The 23,439-nt window shown below is 72.1% G+C and carries 17 protein-coding genes; 12 read left to right on the forward strand and 5 right to left on the reverse strand.

Translation table 11 applies throughout. The features are described 5' to 3' along the window. Nucleotides 1-10: 10 nt before the first annotated feature. The 5 genes from AB6L24_RS37530 to AB6L24_RS37550 all read right to left on the reverse strand — a co-directional run bounded on the left by AB6L24_RS37530 (nucleotide 11) and on the right by AB6L24_RS37550 (nucleotide 6,113). Nucleotides 11-2,002, reverse strand: coding sequence for a molybdopterin oxidoreductase family protein (locus AB6L24_RS37530; protein ID WP_405663115.1), 1,992 nt, complete (start codon nucleotides 2,000-2,002; stop codon nucleotides 11-13). Next, nucleotides 1,999-2,979: a 2-dehydropantoate 2-reductase gene (locus AB6L24_RS37535; RefSeq protein WP_405663116.1), complete on the reverse strand. Its 981-nt coding sequence runs from the start codon at nucleotides 2,977-2,979 to the stop codon at nucleotides 1,999-2,001. Before AB6L24_RS37535 ends, AB6L24_RS37530 begins: the two co-directional genes overlap by 4 nt. A 213-nt stretch (nucleotides 2,980-3,192) precedes the next feature. Beyond that, nucleotides 3,193-4,620, reverse strand: a complete 1,428-nt coding sequence (gene rox, locus AB6L24_RS37540; protein WP_405663118.1) for a rifampin monooxygenase — start codon at nucleotides 4,618-4,620, stop codon at nucleotides 3,193-3,195. A 181-nt stretch (nucleotides 4,621-4,801) separates the two neighbouring features. Further along, a complete protein-coding gene (locus AB6L24_RS37545) occupies nucleotides 4,802-5,347 on the reverse strand; it encodes a hypothetical protein (RefSeq protein WP_405663120.1) in 546 nt (181 codons plus the stop codon). A 4-nt stretch (nucleotides 5,348-5,351) separates the two neighbouring features. After that, entirely contained in the window at nucleotides 5,352-6,113 is a 762-nt protein-coding gene (locus tag AB6L24_RS37550) for a sulfite exporter TauE/SafE family protein (protein WP_405663123.1), read from the reverse strand. Nucleotides 6,114-6,197: 84 nt separating this feature from the next. Here AB6L24_RS37550 and AB6L24_RS37555 point away from each other — a divergent pair, with 84 nt between their 5' ends. The 12 genes from AB6L24_RS37555 (at nucleotide 6,198) to AB6L24_RS37610 (ending at nucleotide 23,200) form a co-directional block, all read left to right on the forward strand. Next, entirely contained in the window at nucleotides 6,198-7,154 is a 957-nt protein-coding gene (locus AB6L24_RS37555) for a LysR family transcriptional regulator (protein ID WP_405663126.1), read from the forward strand. A gap of 149 nt (nucleotides 7,155-7,303) precedes the next feature. After that, nucleotides 7,304-8,689 (forward strand): OFA family MFS transporter, encoded by a 1,386-nt coding sequence (locus AB6L24_RS37560; protein ID WP_405663128.1) that lies wholly within the window; start codon nucleotides 7,304-7,306, stop codon nucleotides 8,687-8,689. A 259-nt stretch (nucleotides 8,690-8,948) separates the two neighbouring features. Further along, nucleotides 8,949-9,896, forward strand: a complete 948-nt coding sequence (locus AB6L24_RS37565; protein WP_405663130.1) for a beta-ketoacyl-ACP synthase III — start codon at nucleotides 8,949-8,951, stop codon at nucleotides 9,894-9,896. Nucleotides 9,897-10,042: 146 nt separating this feature from the next. Beyond that, nucleotides 10,043-10,720 (forward strand): GntR family transcriptional regulator, encoded by a 678-nt coding sequence (locus AB6L24_RS37570; protein ID WP_405663621.1) that lies wholly within the window; start codon nucleotides 10,043-10,045, stop codon nucleotides 10,718-10,720. A gap of 792 nt (nucleotides 10,721-11,512) precedes the next feature. Next, nucleotides 11,513-12,694 (forward strand): ROK family protein, encoded by a 1,182-nt coding sequence (locus AB6L24_RS37575; protein ID WP_380860019.1) that lies wholly within the window; start codon nucleotides 11,513-11,515, stop codon nucleotides 12,692-12,694. Between the two features lie 192 nt (nucleotides 12,695-12,886). Beyond that, nucleotides 12,887-14,473 carry a sugar ABC transporter ATP-binding protein gene (locus tag AB6L24_RS37580; protein WP_405663134.1) on the forward strand — a complete coding sequence of 529 codons (1,587 nt, stop codon included), beginning with the start codon at nucleotides 12,887-12,889 and terminating at the stop codon, nucleotides 14,471-14,473. Continuing rightward, a complete protein-coding gene (locus tag AB6L24_RS37585; protein WP_405663137.1) occupies nucleotides 14,470-15,489 on the forward strand; it encodes an ABC transporter permease in 1,020 nt (339 codons plus the stop codon). Before AB6L24_RS37580 ends, AB6L24_RS37585 begins: the two co-directional genes overlap by 4 nt. A 13-nt stretch (nucleotides 15,490-15,502) precedes the next feature. After that, nucleotides 15,503-16,546: a substrate-binding domain-containing protein gene (locus tag AB6L24_RS37590; protein WP_405663139.1), complete on the forward strand. Its 1,044-nt coding sequence runs from the start codon at nucleotides 15,503-15,505 to the stop codon at nucleotides 16,544-16,546. Nucleotides 16,547-16,666: 120 nt separating this feature from the next. Beyond that, nucleotides 16,667-18,016, forward strand: a complete 1,350-nt coding sequence (locus AB6L24_RS37595; protein ID WP_405663141.1) for a Gfo/Idh/MocA family protein — start codon at nucleotides 16,667-16,669, stop codon at nucleotides 18,014-18,016. 12 nt (nucleotides 18,017-18,028) lie between these two features. Beyond that, nucleotides 18,029-19,033 (forward strand): sugar phosphate isomerase/epimerase family protein, encoded by a 1,005-nt coding sequence (locus AB6L24_RS37600; protein WP_405663143.1) that lies wholly within the window; start codon nucleotides 18,029-18,031, stop codon nucleotides 19,031-19,033. Nucleotides 19,034-19,276: 243 nt separating this feature from the next. Continuing rightward, the gene (locus AB6L24_RS37605) at nucleotides 19,277-21,736 is read left to right on the forward strand and encodes a PQQ-dependent sugar dehydrogenase (protein WP_405663146.1); all 2,460 of its coding nucleotides are present in this window, start codon (nucleotides 19,277-19,279) and stop codon (nucleotides 21,734-21,736) included. A 15-nt stretch (nucleotides 21,737-21,751) separates the two neighbouring features. After that, nucleotides 21,752-23,200 carry a ThuA domain-containing protein gene (locus AB6L24_RS37610; RefSeq protein ID WP_405663148.1) on the forward strand — a complete coding sequence of 483 codons (1,449 nt, stop codon included), beginning with the start codon at nucleotides 21,752-21,754 and terminating at the stop codon, nucleotides 23,198-23,200. Nucleotides 23,201-23,439: the final 239 nt, after the last annotated feature.

The following is a 23,439-nucleotide window of genomic DNA, read 5'->3' on the forward strand; positions in this document are numbered from 1 at the left end:
ACAGTCAGAGTCACAGGTGCTCGCCGCCCACGGCGGCCAGCTTCTCGATGCGGATCGCGGACGCCTTGAACTCGGCGGTCCCCGCGATCGGGCAGTTGGCCTCGATGGTCAGCTGGTTGGTGTCCACCTCGTCGGGAAAGTGCATGGTCATGAAGGCGAGCCCGGGCCGCAGACCGGGGTCGACCCACACCGGCGCGACGACGGCCCCGCGCCGCGAGGACACCCGCACCTCCTCGCCGACCACGACCCCGTACCGCTCGGCGTCCTCGGGGCACAGCTCGACGTACTCGCCGCGCCGCAGCGGGGAGGCGAAACTCCCGCTCTGCACACCGGTGTTGTAGGAGTCGAGGCGCCGCCCCGTGGTGAGCCGCAGCGGGAACGACTCGTCGGTGAGGTCGACGGGCGGGTCGTCGTGCACGAGCCCGAAGGGGGCGCGCGGCCCGCGCAGGTCGGGGTCGGCCTCCCACAGCCGCCCGTGCAGGAAGCTGGAGGGCAGCCGGTCGAGATCGGGGCAGGGCCACTGGAGGCCGTGGTGCTCGTCGAGACGGTCGTACGTCATGCCGAAGTGGTCGGGCGAGAGGGACCGCAGCTCGTCCCAGACGGCCTGGGAGTCGGCGAACTTCCAGTCGTGGCCGAGGCGGGCGGCGACCTCGCAGATGATGTCGATGTCCTCGCGGGCCGCGCCGGGCGGCGTGAGCGCGGCCCGCACCCGCTGCACCCGCCGTTCGCTGTTGGTGGTGGTGCCGTCGGTCTCCGCCCACGCGGCGGTGGCGGGAAGGACCACGTCGGCCATCTCGGCGGTCTTCGTCAGGAAGATGTCCTGGACCACCAGATGGTCGAGGGCGGCGAGCCGCCGCGCGGCCTGCTCGCTGTCGGCCTCGGACTGGGCGGGGTTCTCGCCGATGCAGTACACCGCCCGCAGCTCGCCGCTCTCCATGGCCTCGAACATGTCGGTGAGCGTCATGCCGTGGCGCGGCTGGATGACGGTGTCCCAGGCCCGTTCGAACTTCTGCCGGTGGCCGTCGTCGAGGATGTCCTGGAAGCCGGGCAGGCGGTTGGGGATGGCGCCCATGTCGCCGCCGCCCTGCACGTTGTTCTGCCCGCGCAGCGGCTGCACCCCGGCGCCGTAGCGGCCGACGTGCCCGGTGAGCAGCGCCAGGTTGATGAGCGCCCGGACGTTGTCGGTGCCGTTGTGGTGCTCGGTGATGCCGAGCGTCCAGCACAGCTGGGCGCGCTCGGCGGTGGCGTACGCGTGCGCGAGGTCGCGGATCGCGGCCGCGGGCACGCCCGTCACCTTCTCGGCGAGCGTGAGCGTCCACGGCTCGACGAGCGCGGCGTACTCCGCGAAGCCGGACGTGGCGCGCTCGACGAAGAGCGTGTTGTGCAGGCCCGCGTGGATGATCTCGCGGCCGACGGCGTGCGCGAGGGCGATGTCGGTGCCCACGTTCGGGCCGAGCCAGCTCTCCGCCCACTCGGCGGTGGAGGTGCGGCGCGGGTCGACGGCGTACATCCGGGCCCCGCTCCGGATGCCCTTCAGGACGTGCTGGAAGAAGATCGGGTGCGCGAAGCGGGCGTTGGAGCCCCACATCACGATGAGGTCGGTGTCCTCGACCTCCGCGTACGACGAGGTGCCGCCGCCGGAGCCGAACGCGGCCGACAGGCCCGCGACGCTCGGGGCGTGACAGGTGCGGTTGCAGGAGTCGACGTTGTTGGTGCCCATGACGACGCGGGTGAACTTCTGCGCCACGTAGTTCATCTCATTGGTGGCGCGGGCGCAGGACAGCATCGCGAAGGCGTCGGGGCCGTGGTCCGCGCGGGCGCGCCGGAAGCCGTCGGCGGCACGGGCCAGGGCCTCGTCCCAGGTGGCGGGGCGCAGCGGCCCGTCGCGGCGGTCGCGGACGAGGGGCTGGGTCAGGCGGGTGTACGACTTGGGGGCGCGGTCGCGCCCGCGGCTGCCCCCGGCACGGTCCTGCCGGGTTCGGGTGCGGTCTGGCTTGGTCACGCTACGGCGCTCCTCATGCCGTGGGCGAGCAGGTCCGAGAGGGCGTGCACGGTGCGCAGGGTGGGCACGCGCACACCGGTGATCTCCGCGAGTTCCACGACGGCGGCGAGCAGCACGTCGAGTTCGAGGGGCTTGCCGCGCTCCAGGTCCTGGAGCGTGGAGGTGCGGTGGTCGCCGACGCGCTCGGCGCCCGCGAGCCGCCGCTCGATGGAGATGTCCGGCCGGCAGCCGAGGGCCGCGGCGACGGCCAGGGTCTCGGCCATCATGATCTCGATGACGCGGCGGGTGCCGCCGTGCAGACACATCTCGCGCATGGTGGCGCGGGCGAGGGCGCTGATCGGGTTGAAGGAGATGTTGCCGAGCAGCTTGATCCAGATGTCGGCGCGCACGTCCGGCTCCACCGGGCACTTCAGGCCGCCCGCGCGCATCGCCGCGCTGAAGTCGAGGCAGCGCGCCGACCGGGTGCGGTCCGGCTCGCCGACGGAGAAGCGGGTGCCTTCCAAGTGCCGTACGACGCCCGGCTCGGCGAGCTCCGTCGCCGCGTACACCACGCAGCCGACGGCCCGGTGCGGGGCGAGCACCGCGCTGACGGCGCCGCCCGGGTCCACGCTCTGAAGGCGGTGCCCGTCGTGCGGCCCGCCGTGCCGGTGGAAGTACCACCAGGGGATGCCGTTCTGGGCGGCGACCACGGCCGTCCGGTCGTGCAACAGGGGTGCGATGAGCGGCCCGCACGCCGCGTACGAAGTGGCCTTGAGGCCGAGGAAGACGAAGTCGACGGGGCCGATGTCGGCCGGTTCGGCGGTGGCGTGGACCCGCGCGGTGAAGTCACCGCGCGGGCTGAGCACGCGTACGCCGTGCTGCCGCATGGCCGCCAAGTGCGGTCCGCGGGCCACGAGATGGACGTCCGCTCCCGCGCGGTGCAGGGCGGCTCCGACGTAGGCGCCGATGGCACCGGCGCCCAGGACTGCGACTTTCACGATGGGGCGCTCCGTTCGGTTGAGGGTTCCGACGGACCGGCAGCGCTCTCAGGCTGCGCTGGTCGTGGGCGGCCGAGAAGCCACACACGGTAGATGGAATATTGTCTACAGTATGGAAGTTGGGGCAGCAAGGGGTCGGGCGAGCCCTCTCTCGCCCGACCGAGCGTGAGTTCGTGTGTACGTCGGTTCGCGGTGGGTCAGTCGGCGTGTGCGTCAGTTCACTGCGGCCCCGAACCACTTGGGCAGCGCGCCCTCCAGCTCCCGCTGGTCCTCGCCGACCCACGCCACGTGTCCGTCCGGCCGCACCAGCACGGCGGGCACGTCCAGTTCCTCACTCGTGTCGACGACGTGGTCGACCCGGTCCGCCCAGCCCGCCACCGAAAGGCCGCCGGTCTGGTCGAGCAGCAGCCCGCGGCCGCCGTGCATGAGCCCGTACAGCCGGCCGCGCTTCAACTCCACGTCCCGCAGCCGCCGTCCGAGCAACTCGTGCCCGTCGCCGAAGTCGTAGCGGATCCCGATCGCGGTGATCTTCTCGATCAGGCGCCGGTTCACGTTGTCGAAGCCCGTCAGCTCCGCGAGCAGCCGGCGCACCGCGAGCGCGCCCGGGTCGTCGGACATCAGGTGGATCTGCGCGCGGGTGTTGTCGAGGACGTCCGCGGCCACCGGGTGCCGTTCGGCGTGGTAACTGTCGAGCAGCCCCTCGGGCGCCCAGCCGCGCACGGCGGCGGCCAGCTTCCAGCCGAGGTTGACCGCGTCCTGGATGCCGAGGTTGAGGCCCTGCCCGCCGGTCGGCGGGTGGATGTGCGCCGCGTCGCCCGCGAGCAGCGCCCGGCCGACCCGGTAGCGCTCGGCCTGCCGCGTCGCGTCGCCGAAGCGGGACAGCCAGCGCGGCGAGTGCACGCCCAGATCGGTCCCCGCGAACGCCCGCAGCTGCTGCTTGAACTCCTCCAGGGTCGGCGGGGTCGTCCGGTCCTCGGACACCCCGTCGGCGGGCACGATCACGCGGTAGACACCGTCCCCCATGGGCATGGCGCCGAACCGCTGCTGGGTCTTGCGGACCTCGGCCACCACCTCCATCAGCGTCTCCTGCGACACGCCGAGCTCCATCGCGCCGAGCAGCGTCTCGACCCGCGCGGGCTCCCCGGGGAAGTCGACGCCGAGCAGCTTGCGCACGGTGCTGCGCCCGCCGTCGCAGCCCACCAGATACCGCGAGCGCAGCCGCGTGCCGTCGGCGAGCTCGACCTCCACCCCGTCCTCGTCCTGGCTCAGCGCCACCACCTGGCAGCCGCGCCGGATCTCGACGCCCGACTCGACGGCGCGCTCGGTGAGGAGCCGCTCGGTGATCTCCTGCGGGATGCCGAGGACGTACGAGTGCGCCGTGTCGAGGTCCTCGGGCCACGACGCACCGAGACCCGCGAAGAAGCCGCCGACCGTGAACTGCTTCCCGAGCGGCAGGAACTTCTCGAGGAGGCCGCGCTGGTCCATCAGCTCGATGCTGCGCACATGCAGCCCCTGCGCGCGGGACTGCTCGGTCGGCTCCGCCTCCTTCTCCAGGACGACCACCCGCACGTCGTGCAGGCGCAGCTCGGCGGCCAGCATCAGACCGGTCGGACCGCCGCCGGTGATGATCACGTCAAACATGAAACCCCCCATGAAGCAAACACATGCATAGGTACTTCGCGAACTCTTGATTTCCGCAGGTCCTGGCCTGGGTCGGTCATTGTGCGGCATGACCTGGGCCTTGCTGCAAGCCCCCTCGTGCGCTATACCTTGAGAGTGGCAAGGAGACGTTTCGCTCCTTGCCCTTCGTGTTTTCGCGGCTTTACGGGCCGCTGGGGGGCGTGGGGCGCAGCAGCGGGCCGGACACCGGCGCGTCCCCGAGGTCGCCGTCGCCGTCCTGGTGCCGCAGGACCCAGTCGTCGAGGTCACGCGCGGCCTCCAGCGGCTCCCTGAGCAGGTACGACCGCCACCCGTCCGGCTCGCCGACGGCTGTGCCTGTCGCGTCGCACGCGTCGCCGGGGGAGCGCGGCCCCTCGCGGAAGCGGGCCTCGGCCGCCACGAAACGCTGCCGGGCCGCCCCCGCCGACACGTTCAGCGCGGCGCCGACCACCTGCCAGTCCGCCCCGGCGGCCCGCTCGTACACGGCGGCGGCCGCCAGCAACCGGTGCGCCGCCGCGAGGAGGTGGACCGCGTCGGCCAGCGCGCTGCCGGGGGCCGTCGACGTGCCGTCCCCGCGCAGCTCGTCCGGGCCGACGGCGACGGCGGCGCGGGCGAGTTCGGACAGTTCGCAGGCCTCGTAGGCCAGGGCCACGCGGGCGCGCGCCGCCTCCGCCCACGGTGCGGCGGCCGCCGGGTCACCCGTGCTCATCGCGTCACCCCCGGACGAAGTACAGGACCGTCATCGTCACCGCCGTGGTCAGCACGACGGCGCGCAGCACCCGCGCCGGGAGACGGCGGGCCAGATGGGCGCCCCCGAAGCCGCCGGCCACCGCGCCCGTCAGGAGGGCGCCGAGGACCAGCGGGGTGTCCAGGGCGTCCGAGGCCACGAGGAACAGCGCCGCCGCCGTCAGGTACACCGCGGCGACCTGCGCGATCCGCATCGGGTTGCCCGCCGCGGCGTCGAGTCCCAGGCCGACGCTCCACAGGGCCAGCATCATGATGCCTACGGCTCCGCCGAAGTATCCGCCGTACACCGCGAGGGCGAACTGCGCGGCAAGGACGGCCCGGGGCCCCAGGGCGACCGGGCCTCCCGGGCCCCTGCTCAAGGCGCTGATGACACGGCGACCGCAGACCAGGAGCACCGTGGCGAAGGCGAGCAGCCACGGCACCGCCGCCTCGAACGACGCCGCGGGCAGCGTGAGCAGCAGTCCGGCGCCGATGCCGCCGCCGAGCGCGCTCACGCCGGTGAGGGCCCGCGTGGACACCGCGCCGACCGGGCCGAGTTCACGCCGGTAGACCCAGGCGCCCGCCACCGCGCCCGGCACCAGCGCGACGGTCGAGGACGCGTTCGCCGTCACGGGCGGCACCCCGGCCGCGACCAGCGCGGGCAGTGCCACGAACGTGCCCCCGCCGCCGAGCGCGTTCAGGCCACCGGCGGCGAACCCGGCGAGCAGGACCCACAGCGTCTCGGACATCTGCCGAGCATCGACCCCCGAGCGGTACACCCACAATGCGCGATCCGCGTACCCAGCCTCAGGCCCTGACATAGGCTGAATCGGGTGCGCTACGACCTGGACGACCTGCGGCTCTTCCTCGGCATCGTGACGGAGGGCTCCATCACGGCGGGCGCACGGCGTGTGCACCTCAGCCTGCCCTCGGCCAGCGCCCGGGTGCGCGCCCTCGAACACCACGCCGGGGTGCCGCTCCTGATCCGCGGCAGACGGGGCGTGCGGCCCACCCCGGCGGGCGCGACCCTGGCCCGGCACGCCCGCGAGGTCCTGGTCCAGACGGCCCGGCTCGACAGCGCCGTCGCCGGCTACACCCGGGCCCCGGCCGCCGCGCTGACCCTGCTCTGCGGCGGCTCCGCCCGCTACCGGCTCGTCCCGCAGGCCCTCGTCACGTTCCTCGGCGCCCACCCGGACGTCGACGTCACGGTGTCCGAGCACCGCACCCCGCAGACCCTGCGGCGCCTGGCCGACGGCAAGGCGGACCTGGGCGTCGTGGTCGACGACGAGGCCCGCGACTGCGGCCTGGTCACCGAACCCCTCGGGGACGACTCGCTGGTGGTCATCGGCCAGGCGGGCGGGGTGCTCGCGGGGCGGGCCGGGCTGACCTACGGCGAGGTCGCCGAGCACCCGCTCGTCGGCCTCGACGCGGGCTCCTCGCTGCGCCGCTGGATCGAGAGCCACCTCGGCCCGCACGCGCCGGTCGTACGCCACCGCACCACCGCGTCCGACCTCGACGTCCTCGTCTCCCTCGCCGCCGCGGGCGTCGGGCTCGCCGTCGTGCCCCGCCGCGCCGTCGACCCCCGCCTTCCCCTCGCCGTGTCCGCGCTCCGTGAGCCCTGGGCGCGCCGCCACCACCTGCTGGCGTGGGGCGTCAGGGACGGGTCCGCGTCGGCGGCCACGCGGGCACTGGCCGAGCACTTGCGCCGGGCGGCCCTTGCGGAGGGGGCGTCCGGCTGCGGGGACGCGGCGGTGGCGGTCGGCCGGGAGGACGGGGAGACCGGCCCGTAGCCGGTCCGCGTACCCGGGCGACTCATCCGCACAGAACACCCACCGCACTCAGAGCGCACCCAAACAGCGCACCCGAACATTGCATACCGTCGACCAATCCCGGTCCGCCCCCTTCCCAACGGCCTCCTGGATTCCTACCGTTCGGGATCATGAGGCCCCCCGTAGCGCCACCCGGCTGGAGCCGCTGGCTCGTGCCGCCCGCAGCCCTGTCGGTGCATCTCTCGATCGGCCAGGCCTACGCCTGGAGTGTGTTCAAACCGCCCCTGGAGTCCGCGCTCGACCTGAGCGGCACCCAGAGCGCGCTGCCGTTCCAGCTCGGCATCGTCATGCTCGGCCTGTCCGCCGCGTTCGGCGGCACCCTCGTGGAGCGCAACGGGCCGCGCTGGGCGATGTCCGTCGCGCTCGTCTGCTTCTCCTCCGGCTTCCTGATCGCCGCGCTCGGCGCCGCGACCAGCCAGTACTGGCTGATCGTCTTCGGCTACGGCTTCGTCGGCGGCATCGGGCTCGGCATCGGCTACATCTCCCCGGTGTCCACGCTCATCAAGTGGTTCCCCGACCGGCCCGGCATGGCCACCGGCATCGCGATCATGGGGTTCGGCGGCGGCGCGCTGATCGCCTCGCCGTGGTCGGCGCAGATGCTGGAGACGTTCGGCGACGACTCCTCCGGCATCGCGCTCGCGTTCCTCGTCCACGGGTTGTCGTACGCCGTCTTCATGACCCTGGGTGTGCTGCTGGTGCGGGTGCCGAACGTCTCCGCGGGGAGCGGGGCCGTGTCCCCGGGCGGCTCCGCCGCGCGCCCGGCCCCCGCAGGGCCGCAGGTGTCGGCGAGGCAGGCGATCCGCACCCCGCAGTTCTGGTGCCTGTGGGTGGTCCTGTGCATGAACGTGACCGCGGGGATCGGCATCCTGGAGAAGGCCGCGCCGATGATCACCGACTTCTTCGCGGACACCTCCACGCCCGTCTCCGCGTCCGCCGCCGCGGGCTTCGTCGCGCTGCTCTCGGCGGCGAACATGGCGGGCCGCATCGGCTGGTCGTCCGCGTCCGACCTCGTCGGCCGCAAGAACGTCTACCGCCTCTACCTGGGCGCGGGCGCGCTCATGTACTTCCTCATCGCCCGCTTCGGCGACGACTCCAAGCCCCTGTTCATCGTCTGCGCGCTGGTCATCCTCTCCTTCTACGGCGGCGGCTTCGCGACGATCCCGGCGTACCTGAAGGACCTCTTCGGCACCTATCAGGTCGGCGCGATCCACGGCAGGCTGCTCACCGCCTGGTCGCTCGCCGGGGTGCTCGGCCCGCTGATCGTGAACTGGGTGGCCGACCGCCAGGAGGAGGCGGGCAAACACGGCCCCGGCCTCTACGGCCTCTCCCTGTCCATCATGATCGGTCTGCTCGTCATCGGGTTCGTGGCCAATGAGCTGGTACGTCCCGTGCACCCCCGCCACCACCTCTCCGCCCCGAAGGAGCTGTCCGATGACGCCGAGGCCGCCGACACAGCCGACGCCACCGACGCCGCCGATTCAGCCGCAGGCAAGTGACCGGGACCTGCCGCGCCGCCGCCCGCTGATCGTCGGGGCCTGGCTGTGGGTCGGGCTGCCCCTCGCGTACGGCGTCTACGAGCTCGTACACAAGGCCAAACAGCTCTTCACCGGGTGACACGATGTGGCGAAGCATCCAAAGCGGGCGCCCCTTTCCTGTCGCATTACGTCACCTGTTACCCGTGAGTCGCTGAGCAGACTGGACGGTCACGCACTTCCCGTACGTCCCGCACTGCCTGCACCACGAGGGGATCCGCCCATGCCCGGCTCACGCATCGCCGCCGTCGGCCACTACCAGCCCGCCAAGATCCTCACGAACGACGACTTGACGGGCATGGTCGACACCAGCGACGAGTGGATCCGCTCCCGGGTGGGCATCCGCACCCGCCACATCGGCGGCCCGGAGGAGCCGGTCGACGAGCTCGCCGCGCACGCCGCCGCCAAGGCGCTCGCCTCCGCGGGCAGCGCGCCGTCGTCCGTGGACCTGGTCGTCGTCGCCACGTCCACGGCCATCGACCGCTCGCCGAACATGGCCGCGCGGGTCGCCGCCCGCCTCGGCCTCGTCTCGCCCGCCGCGATGGACGTCAACGTCGTCTGCGCGGGCTTCACGCACGCGCTCGCCACCGCCGACCACGCCGTACGGGCGGGGGCGGCGACCCGGGCCCTGGTCATCGGCGCCGACAAGATGTCCGCCGTCACGGACTGGACCGACCGCACGACGTGCGTGCTCGTCGGCGACGGCGCGGGCGCGGCCGTCGTCGAGCCGTGCGCGGAGGGGGAGGAGCCCGGGATCGGTCCGGTCCTGTGGGGCTCGGTGCCGGAGATGGGGCACGCGGTGCGCATCGAGGGGACGCCGCCGCGGTTCGCGCAGGAGGGGCAGAGCGTCTACCGCTGGGCCACCACGCGGCTGCCGCCGCTGGCCCGCGCGGCCTGCGAACGGGCCGGTCTGGCCCCGGCCGACCTCGCTGCGGTCGTCCTGCACCAGGCCAACCTGCGCATCGTCGAGCCGCTCGCCGACCGGATCGGCGCGGTCAACGCGGTCGTCGCCCGGGACGTCGTGGACTCCGGCAACACCTCGGCCGCGTCGGTGCCGCTCGCCCTGTCCAAGCTGGTCGAGCGGGGTGAGATCTCCAAGGGGGATCCGGTGCTGCTGTTCGGGTTCGGGGGGAACCTGTCGTACGCGGGGCAGGTCGTGCGCTGTCCGTGAGGTGCGCTGTCGCCGTGCCGGGAGGCGGTCGGCCGTTGTGACGCGTCCAACTGCCCCTGGTGCTGGCCCTTGTGCTCGGTAAACTGTAGACAAAAGCCAATCTGTTTGGCTTGACGTGGCTCGACGTCGTCCAAGAGGGGGCCGGGATGTTGTCCGCAGGACTGCCGCAGGGGACAGTGCCCAAGTTGGAGCGGCCGGGCCCGCTGCGCGAGCGGGTGTACGAGGCGCTGCTCGAACTCATCACCACCCGCGCCCTGCGCCCCGGCCAGCACCTCGTCGAGAGCGAACTCGCCGGACACCTGGGCGTGTCCAGGCAGCCCGTGCGTGAGGCGCTGCAGCGGCTGAACACCGAGGGGTGGGTGGACCTGCGGCCCGCGCAGGGGGCGTTCGTGCACGAGCCGACGGAGGAGGAGGCCGACCAACTCCTCACCGTCCGCACCCTCTTGGAGGCCGAGGCCGCGCGGCTCGCCGCCGCGAACGCCGGGTCGGCCGGGATCGCCGCGCTCGAGGAGCTGTGCGCCAAGGGGGAGGCGGCCGTCGCGGACGGCGACGTGGACCTCGTCGTCGCCACGAACGCCGCGTTCCACGCCAAGGTGATGGAACTGGCCGGGAACGTCGTCCTCGCCGAGCTGGCCGCCCAGGTCGACCGGCGTGTCCGCTGGTACTACACGCCGGTGGCCCGGCAGCGGGGCAAGCAGTCCTGGATCGAGCACCGCGCGCTCATCGCGGCGATCGCCGCGCGGGACGAGGCGGGGGCGACGGAGGTCATGCGGGCGCACACGGAGCATACGCGGAAGACGTACCACGACCGCGAGAAGCCCTGACCGGGCGTTTCACCTGCGCCGGCCTCTCTCCCACCCACCCGCCCGACCTCGGCCCAGCCGAGCACCAGCCCGGCACCCTCGGCCCCGCCGGGGTCACCCCCGAATCGGCGCTCCGCGCCTCGTCCTCAAGCGCCGGACAGGCTCTCTCCCACCCGCCCGCCCGGACTTGCACCGGCCTGCCCGAAAGCCCGGCACCCTCAGCCCCGCCGGGGGCACCCCGTATCGGCGCTCCGCGCCTCGTCCTCAAACGCCGGACAGGCTCTCTCCCACCCGCCCGCCCGAGCTTGCACGGGCTTGCCCGACAGCCCGGCACCTTCAGCCCCGCGGGGGTCGCCCCTGATCGGCGCTTCGCGCCTCGTCCTCAAGCGCCGGACGGGCTCTTTCCCACCCGCCCGCCCCCACCATTGCTTCGGCTGTGCAGCAGCCCGGCACCTTCGGCCCCGAAACGGCTCACCCCGCGGCACCTTTCCGGCCCGCCCCGGGGCAGTGGTTTTCAGCCCGTCCGGCGTTTGAGGACGAGGCGCGGAGCGCCGATTCGGGGGAGGACTGGCCTACCCGCACGGGACACCCATCCCTGGGGTCCAGGGGCGGAGCCCCGGTTTCGGTGAAGGGGTGGGACTGGGGCGCCCCGCGAGGCCACCCACCCCCCTTTGTCCTCGGACTGGAGAAAGTCGGAGGGAATTCGTACGCAACTTCTTCCCAGCCCCGGCAACCGCTGCTACGTTCCCCTCGAAAGCCCAACGAACACACACGGGATTCGGCCGAACAGGCGGGGAGGGGCGCGTGAGACGTATGACGGCTCGACCCGCCAACGCGCACCAGGCGCGGCTACTGCGGCTGCTGCGCGACGGAGGGCCCAACTCCCGCGCCCAACTGGGCGACCAGGTCGACCTCTCCCGGTCCAAACTGGCCGTGGAGGTGGACCGCCTCCTGGAGACAGGACTCGTGGTCGCCGACGGCCTCGCGGCGTCCCGAGGCGGCCGCCGCTCCCACAACATCCGCCTGGCCCCGGCCCTCCGCTTCCTCGGCGTGGACATCGGCGCGACCTCGGTCGACGTCGCCGTCACCAACGCCGAGCTGGAGGTACTCGGCCACATCAACCAGCCCATGGACGTACGCGAGGGCCCGGTCGCGGTCTTCGAGCAAGTCCTCGCCATGGCGGCCAAGTTGCGCGCCTCCGGGCTCGCGGAGGGATTCGACGGCGCCGGCATCGGCGTACCGGGCCCCGTCCGCTTCCCCGAGGGCGTCCCGGTCGCACCGCCGATCATGCCCGGCTGGGACGGCTTCCCCGTGCGGGAGGCGCTCAGCCAGGACCTCGGCTGCCCGGTGATGGTCGACAACGACGTGAACCTGATGGCGATGGGCGAGCAGCACGCGGGCGTCGCCCGCTCCGTGGCCGACTTCCTGTGCGTCAAGATCGGCACGGGCATCGGCTGCGGCATCGTCGTCGGCGGCGAGGTCTACCGCGGCACGACGGGCAGCGCGGGCGACATCGGCCACATCCAGGTCGAGCCGGACGGCCGCCCGTGCGCCTGCGGCAACAAGGGCTGCCTGGAGGCGTACTTCAGCGGCGCCGCGCTCGCCCGCGACGCCGAGGACGCCGCCCACCAGGGGAGTTCACCGGAGCTCTGCACCCGATTCGAGAACTCCGGCGCGCTCACCGCCGTCGACGTCGCCGCGGCCGCCGCCGCAGGTGACGCCACCGCCCTCGACCTGATCCGCGCCGGCGGCAACCGCACCGGCCAGGTCATCGCGGGCCTCGTCAGCTTCTTCAACCCCGGTCTCGTGGTGATCGGCGGCGGCGTCACCGGCCTCGGCCACACGCTGCTCGCCGCGATCCGCACCCAGGTCTACCGCCAGTCGCTGCCCCTCGCGACCGGCAACCTCCCCATCGTCCTCGGTGAACTGGGCCCCACCGCCGGAGTCATCGGCGGCGCCCGCCTCATCAGCGACCACCTGTTCTCCCCGGCCTAGCGGCCCCGGACGCCCGTACGCGCGAGCGCCGGACCGCGGCGCCTTGATCAATATTGTCATGCTCTTTACAAGATCGGCCTGCCCTTTTTCACCGGCTCCTTCAGCTCCCTCAGCTCCGCCAGCCCCCTCCCACCACCCTCCGCTTCGCCCTGCTCTGCCCTGAAACCGGCCGCACCCCCCGAGGGAACCGTCATGGCACCAGAACCACCCCTGCTCACCATGTCCGGCATCACCAAGTCGTTCCCGGGCGTCCGCGCGCTCGACGGCGTCGACCTGCATGTCCAGGCCGGTGAGGTGCACTGCCTGCTCGGCCAGAACGGCGCCGGCAAGTCCACGCTCATCAAGGTCCTCGCGGGCGCCCACCAGCCGGACGACGGCACCATCGTCTGGCGCGGCGACGAGGTCACCCTGCGCTCGCCGATCGCCGCCATGCGCCTCGGCATCGCCACCATCTACCAGGAACTCGACCTGGTGGAGGGCCTGTCCGTGGCCGAGAACGTCTACCTCGGGCACGAGCCGACCGCCGCCGGTTTCGTGGTCCGCGGCCGGGACGCACGCGCCTCGACCGCCGCACTGCTCAGGCGCCTCGGGCACAGCGAGATCGACCCGGCGCGGCTCGTCGGGGACCTGTCCGCCGCCCAGCAGCAGATCGTGTCGATGGCCCGCGCGCTCTCCCACGAGGTACGGCTCATCGTCATGGACGAACCGTCCGCCGCCCTCGACCCCGACGAGGTCGACAACCTCTTCCGCATCGTGGGCGACCTGACGGCCGACGGCGTCGCCGTCGTCTACATCTCGCACCGCCTGGAGGAGATCCGCCGCATCGGCGACCGCGTCACCGTCCTCAAGGACGGCCGCGCCGTCGCCGTCGGCCTGCCCGCCAAGGAGACACCGACGCGCGAGGTCATCGCGCTGATGACGGGCCGCAACGTCGAGTACGTCTTCCCGGAGCGGGCGCGGCGCGATCAGGAGGGAACCCCGCGGCCCGATCCCGTGCTCGTGGTCCAAGGCCTCGCCCGCGACGGCGAGTTCGCGCCTCTGGACCTCGAACTGCGGCCCGGCGAGATCGTCGGCCTCGCCGGGCTCGTCGGCTCCGGACGCTCGGAGATCCTGGAGACCATCTACGGCGCCCGCAAGCCGACGAGTGGTCACGTCCGGGTCGACGGGCGGCTGTTGCGGCCCGGGAGCGTCCGCGCCGCCGTGCGTGCCGGGCTCGGCCTGGCCCCCGAGGAGCGCAAGGCCCAGGGCCTGCTCATGCTGGAGTCGGTCACCCGCAATGTGTCCGTGTCCTCCATGTCCCGGTTCTCGTACGGGGGTTGGCTGGACCGGTCCAAGGAGCGCGAGGCCGCCCGCACCGCGACGCGTGAGCTGTCGCTGCGGCCCGACAACCCCTCGGTGCCCGTGCGCACCCTCTCCGGCGGCAACCAGCAGAAGGCGGTCCTCGCCCGGTGGCTGCTGCGCGGCTGCCGCGTCCTGCTCCTCGACGAGCCGACCCGCGGCGTCGACGTCGGCGCCCGCGCCGAGCTGTACACCGTCATCCGGCGGCTCGCCGACGAGGGCCTCGCCGTCCTCCTCGTGTCCAGCGAGGTGCCGGAGGTCCTCGGCCTCGCCGACCGCGTCCTCGTCCTGCGCGAGGGCCGGGTCGTCCACACCGCCCCCGCGCACGACCTCGACGAACACCGCGTGCTCGACCTCGTCCTGGCGTCGAGCACGCCAGGACCGACCCTCACCGAGGGCCCCCACGGCCCCGCCACCACGGAAGGAAGCCCGGCGTCATGACGCAGCCCGCATCGCCCGCCCGGCCCGTCACCGAGAAGAGCCCGCCGGCGGACGACCACAAGAGCCCGTGGCGGTCCCTCGTCACCCATGTCGACGTGCGCACCCTTTCGCTGCTCGGTGTGCTCGCCGCCCTCGTCGTGATCGGCGGTGTCACGGAGCCCGACGCGTTCCTCGACACCGACAACCTGCAGCTCGTCCTCACCCAGGCATCCGTCATCGGCGTGGTCACCGTCGGCATGACCTTCGTGATCATCTCCGGTGGCATCGACCTGTCGGTCGGCGCGATCGTGGCGCTCGCGTCGGTGTGGGCCACGACGGTCGCCACCCAGGAGTACGGCTTCGCGGGCATCCTCTTCACGGCCGTCGTCGTCGGACTCGGGTGCGGTCTCGTGAACGGCCTGCTCATCGCGTACGGGCGCATGGTGCCGTTCATCGCCACCCTCGCCATGCTCGCATCGGGCCGCGGCCTGGCCCTGGAGATCACCGACGGCAAGACGCAGATGGTCACCGTCGACAGCGTCCTGAAGCTCGGCGAGCGCGACTCCTACGTGCTCGGCATCCCGCCGCTCGTGATGGTCTTCGCGGCCGTGACGGTGGTCGGCTGGCTGCTGCTGAACCGGACCACGTTCGGCCGCCGTTCGGTGGCCGTCGGCGGCAACGCCGAGGCGGCGCGGCTCGCGGGCATCGACGTCCGGCGGCAGCGGCTCTACCTCTACCTCCTCTCCGGGCTGTGCTGCGGCATCGCGGCGTTCCTGCTGATCGTGCTCGCGGGCTCGGGCCAGAACACCAACGGCAATCTGTACGAGCTGGACGCCATCGCCGCCGCGATCATCGGCGGCACGCTGCTGAGCGGGGGCCGGGGCACCATCACGGGCTCCGTGCTCGGCGTCCTGATCTTCATCACGATCCAGAACATCTTCGCGCTCAACAACCTGGAGACCGCCGTCCAGCAGATCGCCAAGGGCGCGATCATCGTGGCCGCGGTCCTCGTCCAGCGGCGTACGGCTACCACGTAAGGGGTTCACTGTCATGCCAGATCTCGCGAGCCGCAGAGGACTGCTCTTCGGAGCGGCCGCCGTGTCGGCCGGTGCCGTGCTCACCGGCTGCACCAGCAACGAGTCCAAGGACGACGACTCGCCGTCCGACAACAACCAGGCCGTCGCCGACGACAAGCCCGGCAAGAAGGTCACCATCGGCTTCGCGGGGCCGCAGGCCGACCACGGCTGGCTGAACGCCATCAACGACAACGCCAAGTCGCGGGCGAAGAAGTACAAGGACGTCACCCTGGAGGCCACCGAGGGCTCCAACGACACGGCCGCGCAGATCGGCCAGGTCGAGACCCTCATCAACAAGAAGGTCGACGTCCTCGTCATCCTGCCCGCCGACGGCAAGGCCCTCACCCAGGTCGGCCTCAAGGCCATGAAGGCCGGGATCCCCGTCGTCAACCTCGACCGGATCTTCGCGTCCGCGCAGGCGTACCGCTGCTGGATCGGCGGCGACAACTACGGCATGGGCCTGAACGCCGGGCACTACATCGGCGAGAAGCTCAAGGGCAAGAAGAACGCCAAGGTCGTCGAGCTGGCCGGCCTGGACAACCTGGAGCTGACCAAGCAGCGCACCAAGGGCTTCGACGACGCCCTGAAGAACTACTCGAACATCGAGAAGGTCGCCCGGCAGGCCGCCGAGTTCACCGTCGAGTCCGGGCAGTCGAAGATGTCGCAGCTCCTTCAGGCGCAGAAGAACTTCGACGCCCTGTGGAACCACGACGACGACCAGGGCGTGGGCGCGCTGCGGGCGATCAAGCAGGCCGGGCGCGACGACTTCCTGATGGTCGGCGGCGCGGGCGCGCTGTCCGCGTTCCAGGAGATCAAGCAGGACCGGGGCGTGCTCAAAGCCACCGTCCTGTACCCGCCGACGATGGCGGCGTCCGCGATCGACCTGGCGCGGGCGCTCGGCCAGGGCAAGGGCGTCAGCGGCATGGCCGAGTTCGAGATCCCGGCCTCCCTGACGCTCTACTCGGCCGTCGTCGACAAGGACAACGTCGACCAGTACATGTCCACCGGCTTCAAGTGACGCTGCCCGGCCGGCATCCGGCACGGGAGCGCTCCCGTGCCGGACGCGGGGACTCCCGTGCCGGACGCCGGGAACTGAGCGCCGAGTTGAGTCGACGCGTCGACGAGGAGGAGTTACCGCATGAGTGAGACGGAGCACGAGGCCGGTCCCGGGGCGGATGCCGGGCACGGTCGGGTGGACGTGGGGCAGCGCCGGGTCGGCGTCGGCATGGTCGGCTACGCCTTCATGGGCGCCGCCCACTCCCAGGGCTGGCGGACCGTCGGCCACGTCTTCGACCTGCCCCTGGGCGCGCGGCTCGCCGCCGTGTGCGGGCGCGACGGCGCCGCCGTGCGCGCCGCCGCCGACCGGCTCGGCTGGGCCGCCGCCGAGACCGACTGGCGCGCCCTGATCGCCCGCGACGACGTCGACGTCGTCGACATCTGCACGCCGGGCGACAGCCACGCGGAGATCGCCATCGCCGCGCTCGACGCGGGCAAGCACGTGCTGTGCGAGAAGCCGCTCGCCAACACCGTCGAGGAGGCCGAGGCGATGGCCGCCGCCGCCGAACGGGCCGCCGCACGCGGCCAGGTGGCGATGGTCGGCTTCAACTACCGCCGCGTGCCCGCCCTCGCCCTCGCCCGCCGGATGGTCGCCGAAGGGCGCCTCGGCACGCTGCGGCACGTCCGTCTCACCTACCTCCAGGACTGGCTGGTCGACCCCGCCTTCCCGCTGACCTGGCGGCTGCAGAAGGACCGCGCGGGGTCCGGCGCGCTCGGCGACCTCGGCGCGCACATCGTGGACCTCGCGCAGTTCCTCACGGGCGAGGCCGTCGCGGGCGTCTCGGCGCTGACCGAGACCTTCGTACGCGAACGGCCGCTGCCCGAGGGGTCCTCCACCGGGATCACGGCGGCGGGCACCGGGGCCGACCCGGGAGCCGATCCCGGGGCGGATCCGGCCGCCGGGGCACGGGCAGACGGCGGGTCCGGGGCCAGGTCCGGTGAGGTCACCGTCGACGACGCCGCCGTCTTCACGGCACGCTTCCCCTCCGGCGCCCTCGCCACCTTCGAGGCGACCCGGTTCGCCACCGGCCGCAAGAACGCCCTGCGGCTCGAACTCAACGGCTCCGCGGGCTCGCTGGCCTTCGACCTGGAGCGCCTGAACGAACTCTCCTTCCACGACCACACCGAACCCGCCGCGTCCGCCGGCTTCCGCCGCATCCTCGTCACCGAACCAGGCCACCCCTACCTGGAGGCCTGGTGGCCGCCGGGACACGGGCTCGGCTACGAGCACACCTTCGTGCACCAGGCCCGCGACCTGCTGCACGCCATCGCATCGGGCACCGCGCCCGCGCCCTCCTTCGCGGACGGCCTCTCGGTGCAGCGGGTCCTCGCGGCCGTCGAGGAGAGCGCCGAGAAGAACGCCGTGTACACCCCCGTGAGCGGCCCCACGCCCACGCCCGCCCCTGTCAACGCCAGCGTCAACCTCGTCTGAGGAGGCTCGCCGATGCCCCGCTCGTTCACGCTCTTCACCGGCCAGTGGGCGGACCTGCCCCTGGAGGAGGTCTGCACCCTGGCCCGCGACTTCGGCTACGACGGCCTCGAACTCGCCTGCTGGGGCGACCACTTCGAGGTCGACAAGGCCCTCGCCGACCCTTCGTACGTCGACGGGCGGCACGCCCTGCTCGACAAGTACGGCCTGAAGTGCTGGGCCATCTCCAACCACCTGGTCGGCCAGGCGGTCTGCGACGCGATCATCGACGAGCGCCATCAGGCGATCCTGCCGTCCCGCATCTGGGGCGACGGCGACGCCGAGGGCGTGCGGCGGCGGGCGGCGGCCGAGATGGCGGACACCGCGCGGGCCGCGGCGAAGTTCGGCGTGGACACCGTCGTCGGCTTCACGGGCTCGGCGATCTGGCATCTGGTGGCGATGTTCCCGCCCGCCCCGGAGTCGATGATCGAGCGTGGCTACGAGGACTTCGCGGAGCGCTGGAACCCGATCCTGGACGTCTTCGACGCCGAGGGCGTCCGCTTCGCGCACGAGGTCCACCCCTCGGAGATCGCGTACGACTACTGGACGACGCACAAGGCCCTCGACGCCATCGGCCACCGCCCGGCCTTCGGCCTCAACTTCGACCCCTCCCACTTCGTGTGGCAGGACCTCGACCCGGTCGGCTTCCTCTACGACTTCCGGGACCGGATCTACCACGTCGACTGCAAGGAGGCCCGCAAGCGCCTCGACGGCCGCAGCGGCAGGCTCGGCTCCCATCTGCCCTGGGGCGATCCGCGGCGCGGCTGGGACTTCGTCTCCACGGGGCACGGGGACGTCCCCTGGGAGGACGTGTTCCGGATGCTGCGCTCGATCGGCTACGACGGGCCGGTCTCGGTGGAGTGGGAGGACGCCGGGATGGACCGGCTGCAGGGCGCTCCTGAGGCCCTGCGGCATGTGAAGGCGTACGACTTCGAGCCTCCGACGGCGTCGTTCGACGCGGCGTTCGGCGGCGAGAAGTAGCCGACCACGGGGGACCGCGGAGCCCGGCCGCCGGGCTCCGCGGTGCACCGGCCTGCCCGGAAGCGAGTTTGTCCACGCGCGGGAAAAAGTCCAACCAAAGGGCTGTGCGAAGGCTTTTCGCCGAGGACAAACCTGGCTACCGTCCCTGATGTGTACAGGACATAGACCCCTCCCGGGGTGACGGCGCATCCCGGGCGCCACACCCGCACCCCCACAGCGAACGGCCCCCGACCGGAGGACCCCGTGCACAGACTCCGCCCACGCAACCGCAGAGGCCTCGCCCTGCTCACCGGAACCCTGCTCACCGCCGCCACCCTCACCTTCGCCGCGCCCCACGCGGGCGCCCAGCCGGAGCCGCAGCCGCGGGCCGAGCCGAAGGCCGAGGACTTCCAGCAGGTCACCCTCGCCAAGGGCGAGCCGGAGATGGGCGAGCCGATGACGCTCGCCGTGCTCCCCGACCGCTCCGTCCTGCACACCTCCCGCGACGGCACCGTCCGCCTGACCGACGCCGCAGGCCAGACCAAGGTCGCCGGGAAGATACCCGTCTACAGCCACGACGAAGAAGGCCTCCAGGGCGTCGGCGTCGACCCGGGCTTCAAGAAGAACAGGGCCGTCTACTTCTACTACGCCCCGCCCCTGAGCACCCCCGCTGGTGATGCCCCCAACGACGGCACCGCGGCCGACTTCAAGAAGTTCGACGGCGTCAACCGGCTCTCCCGCTTCGTCCTGAAGGCCGACGGCACCCTGGACACCAAGAGCGAGAAGAAGGTCCTCGACGTCCCCGCGAGCCGCGGCATCTGCTGCCACGTCGGCGGCGACATCGACTTCGACAAGCAGGGCAACCTCTACCTCTCGACCGGCGACGACTCCAACCCCTTCGCCTCCGACGGCTACACCCCCATCGACGAGCGGGCCACCCGCAACCCCGCCTACGACGCCCAGCGCTCCGCCGGGAACACCAACGACCTGCGCGGCAAGATCCTGCGCATCAAGGTGCGGGGGGACGGCTCGTACTCCGTGCCCAGCGGGAACCTCTTCAAGAAGGGCACCAAGAAGACCCGCCCCGAGATCTACGCGATGGGCTTCCGCAACCCCTTCCGGATGAGCGTCGACAAGCCCACCGGCATCGTCTACGTCGGCGACTACGGCCCCGACGCGGGCAAGGCCGACCCCAAGCGCGGCCCTTCCGGACAGGTCGAGTTCGCCCGCGTCACCAAGCCCGGCAACTTCGGCTGGCCGTACTGCACCGGCAAGAACGAGCCGTACATCGACTACGACTTCGCCACCGGCGCCTCCGGCTCGGCCTTCGACTGCGCCGCGCCGAAGAACACCTCGCCGCACAACACCGGCCGCACCGCGCTGCCGCCGGCGCAGCCCGCCTGGATCCCCTACGACGGCGGGTCGGTCCCCGAGTTCGGCACCGGCTCGGAGTCGCCGATGGGCGGCCCCGTCTACCGCTACGACGCGCAGCTCGACTCGCCCGTCAAGTTCCCGCAGGCCTACGACGGGAGCTACTTCGCCGGTGAGTTCGGACGCCGCTGGATCAAGCGCATCGACCAGGGCACCGACGGCACCGTGAAGTCCATCAACGCCTTCCCCTGGAAGGGCACCCAGGTGATGGACATGGAGTTCGGCCCCGACGGCGCCCTGTACGTCCTGGACTACGGCACCGGCTTCTTCAACGGCGACGAGCACTCCGCCCTCTACCGCATCGAGAACGCCACCGGCGGCCACTCGCCGGTCGTCGAGGCCGAGGCGTCCGTGACCAGCGGCCAGGCCCCGCTCGCCACCAAGTTCACCGCGAAGGCGACGGACACCGACGGCGACGCGCTGACCTACTCGTGGGACTTCGGCGACGGCGGGAAGTCCACGGAGCAGAACCCCTCGCACACGTACACCCAGAACGGCGTCTACACCGCGACCGTCACCGCCAAGGACCCCTCGGGCCGCACCGGCACCGCCAGTGCGCACGTCACCGTCGGCAACACCGCGCCCACCGTGAAGCTGGAACTCCCCGAGGACGGGCAGCTGTTCACCTTCGGCGACAAGGTGCCCTTCAAGGTGACCGTGACCGACCCGGAGGACGGCACGATCGACTGCTCCAAGGTCAAGGTCACCCACATCCTCGGCCATGACAGCCACGGCCACCCCGTGACCTCCGCCGACGGCTGCGAGGGCACCCTGCAGACGACGGCCGACGGCGAGCACGACCCGAACGCCAACATCTTCGGGGTCTTCGACGCCGAGTACACCGACAAGGGCGCGAACGGCCAGCCCGCGCTCACCACCCACGACCAGAACGTCGTCCAGCCCAAGCACCGCCAGGGCGAGCACTACGGCGACTCCAAGGGCGTCTCCGTCGTCGGCCACACCCCCGCCCACGGCGGCAAGACCGTCGGCGACATCCACAACGGCGACTGGATCTCCTTCAAGCCCTACGTCCTCTCCAACGCCACGAAGCTGACCGCCCGCGTCGCCTCCGCCGGATCCGGCGGCACCCTCGAAGTACGCGCCGGATCCGCCGACGGCACGCTCCTCGGCAGCGCGAAGGTCGACCCCACCGGGTCGTGGGAGACGTACACCGACGTGTCGACCGGCCTCTCCGGAGCACCCGCGGGGACCACGACGCTCTTCCTCGTCTTCAAGGGCGAGGGCACGGGCGCGCTCTACGACGTCGACGACTTCATCATCACCACGAGCTGAGAAAGGGGGCACCCCATGCGCGCACCAGCACGTCTGATCACCGCGACGGCGGCCGCCGCCCTGCTCATCGGCTGTGTGTCGGGCCCGGCGGCGTCCGACTCGGACTCCGCCCGCCCGGACGGCGACCGGAAGAAGGCGGGCGAACGGGTCCTGGTCTTCTCCAAGACGGCCGGATTCCGCCACGACTCCATCCCCGACGGCATCGCCGCCGTCAAGGACCTCGGCGCCGCACACGGCTTCACCGTCGACGCGACCGAGAACGCGGGCGCCTTCACCACCAAGAACCTCGCCCGCTACGACGCCGTCATCTGGCTCTCCACCACCGGCGACGTCCTGAACGGCAAACAGCAGTCCGCCTTCGAGCGCTACATCCGCGCGGGCGGCGGCTACGTCGGCGTACACGCCGCCGCCGACACCGAGTACGACTGGCCCTTCTACGGCCGCCTCGCGGGCGCCTACTTCCAGTCCCACCCCGCGATCCAGCCCGCGAAGATCAAGGTCGAGGACCATGCCCACCCGGCCACCGCCCACCTCGGCGCGGTCTTGCACCGCACCGACGAGTGGTACAACTACCGCGCCAACCCGCGCGACCGGGCCCGCGTCCTCGCCTCCCTCGACGAGTCGTCCTACAGCGGCGGCACCATGGGCGGCGACCACCCCATCGCCTGGTGCCAGGGCTCCGTCGACGGCACCCCCGGCCGCTCCTTCTACACCGGCGGCGGCCACACCAAGGAGTCCTACGCCGACCCCGCCTTCCGGCGGCACCTCCTCGGCGGCATCCGCTACGCCGTCGGCGCCGCCCAGGCCGACTGCCGTCCCGAACAGGGCTACACCCCGCTCTTCGACGGCACCGCGGCGTCCCTCGCCCGCTGGAAGCAGGCCGGGCCCGGCTCCTTCGAGCGGAAGGACGACGGCACCATCACCTCCGTCGGCGGCATGGGCCTGCTCTGGTACGAACCCCAGCAGTTCGGCTCGTACTCCCTGAAGCTCGACTGGAGGATCTCCGGCGCCGACAAGGACGACAACTCCGGGATCTTCGTGGGCTTCCCGCCCTCCGACGACCCCTGGACCGCAGTCAACAACGGCTACGAGATCCAGATCGACGCCACCGACGTCCCCGAGAAGACCACCGGCTCGGTCTACGGCTTCAAGTCCGCCGACCTCGCCGCCCGCGACCGGGCCCTGAACCCGCCGGGACAGTGGAACACCTACGAACTCCGCGTCGAGGGCGAGCACCTGCAGATCTGGCTCAACGGCGTGAAGATCAACGACTTCACCAACACCGACCCGGCGCGGAGCCTGCGCGACGGCCACATCGGCATCCAGAACCACGGCGCCGACGACCAGGTCGCGTTCCGCGACATCCGGATCAAGGAGCTCCCCTCCGGCACGGCGGCTCCCTCCGGCAAGGGGCTCCCCAGCGGTCCGGACCTGCCCACCACCAGGGAGGTGGGCAGCCACTAGACGGCGGTGGGCGGAGGACGCCGGACCTCCGCCCACCGTCTTGCCCACCTCGCAGGGCGCGGGGCGGGGTTCGCTTCGCGCGGCGTGGAGGTCGGTCTGCGTGTGGTGGGGTCCGCTTCGCGCGGCGTGGAGTTCGCGCCGGTTCGCGTGGTGTTCGCGCCGTGTCGCGTGGGGTTCGCGTTCGCTTTGTGCGGCGTGGGGTTCGACCCGCGTGGTGCGGGGGATGTGCCGCGTGGTGC

The sequence above is a fragment of the Streptomyces sp. RK9 genome (genome assembly GCF_045070545.1).
Taxonomy (GTDB): Bacteria; Actinomycetota; Actinomycetes; order Streptomycetales; family Streptomycetaceae; genus Streptomyces; species Streptomyces alboflavus.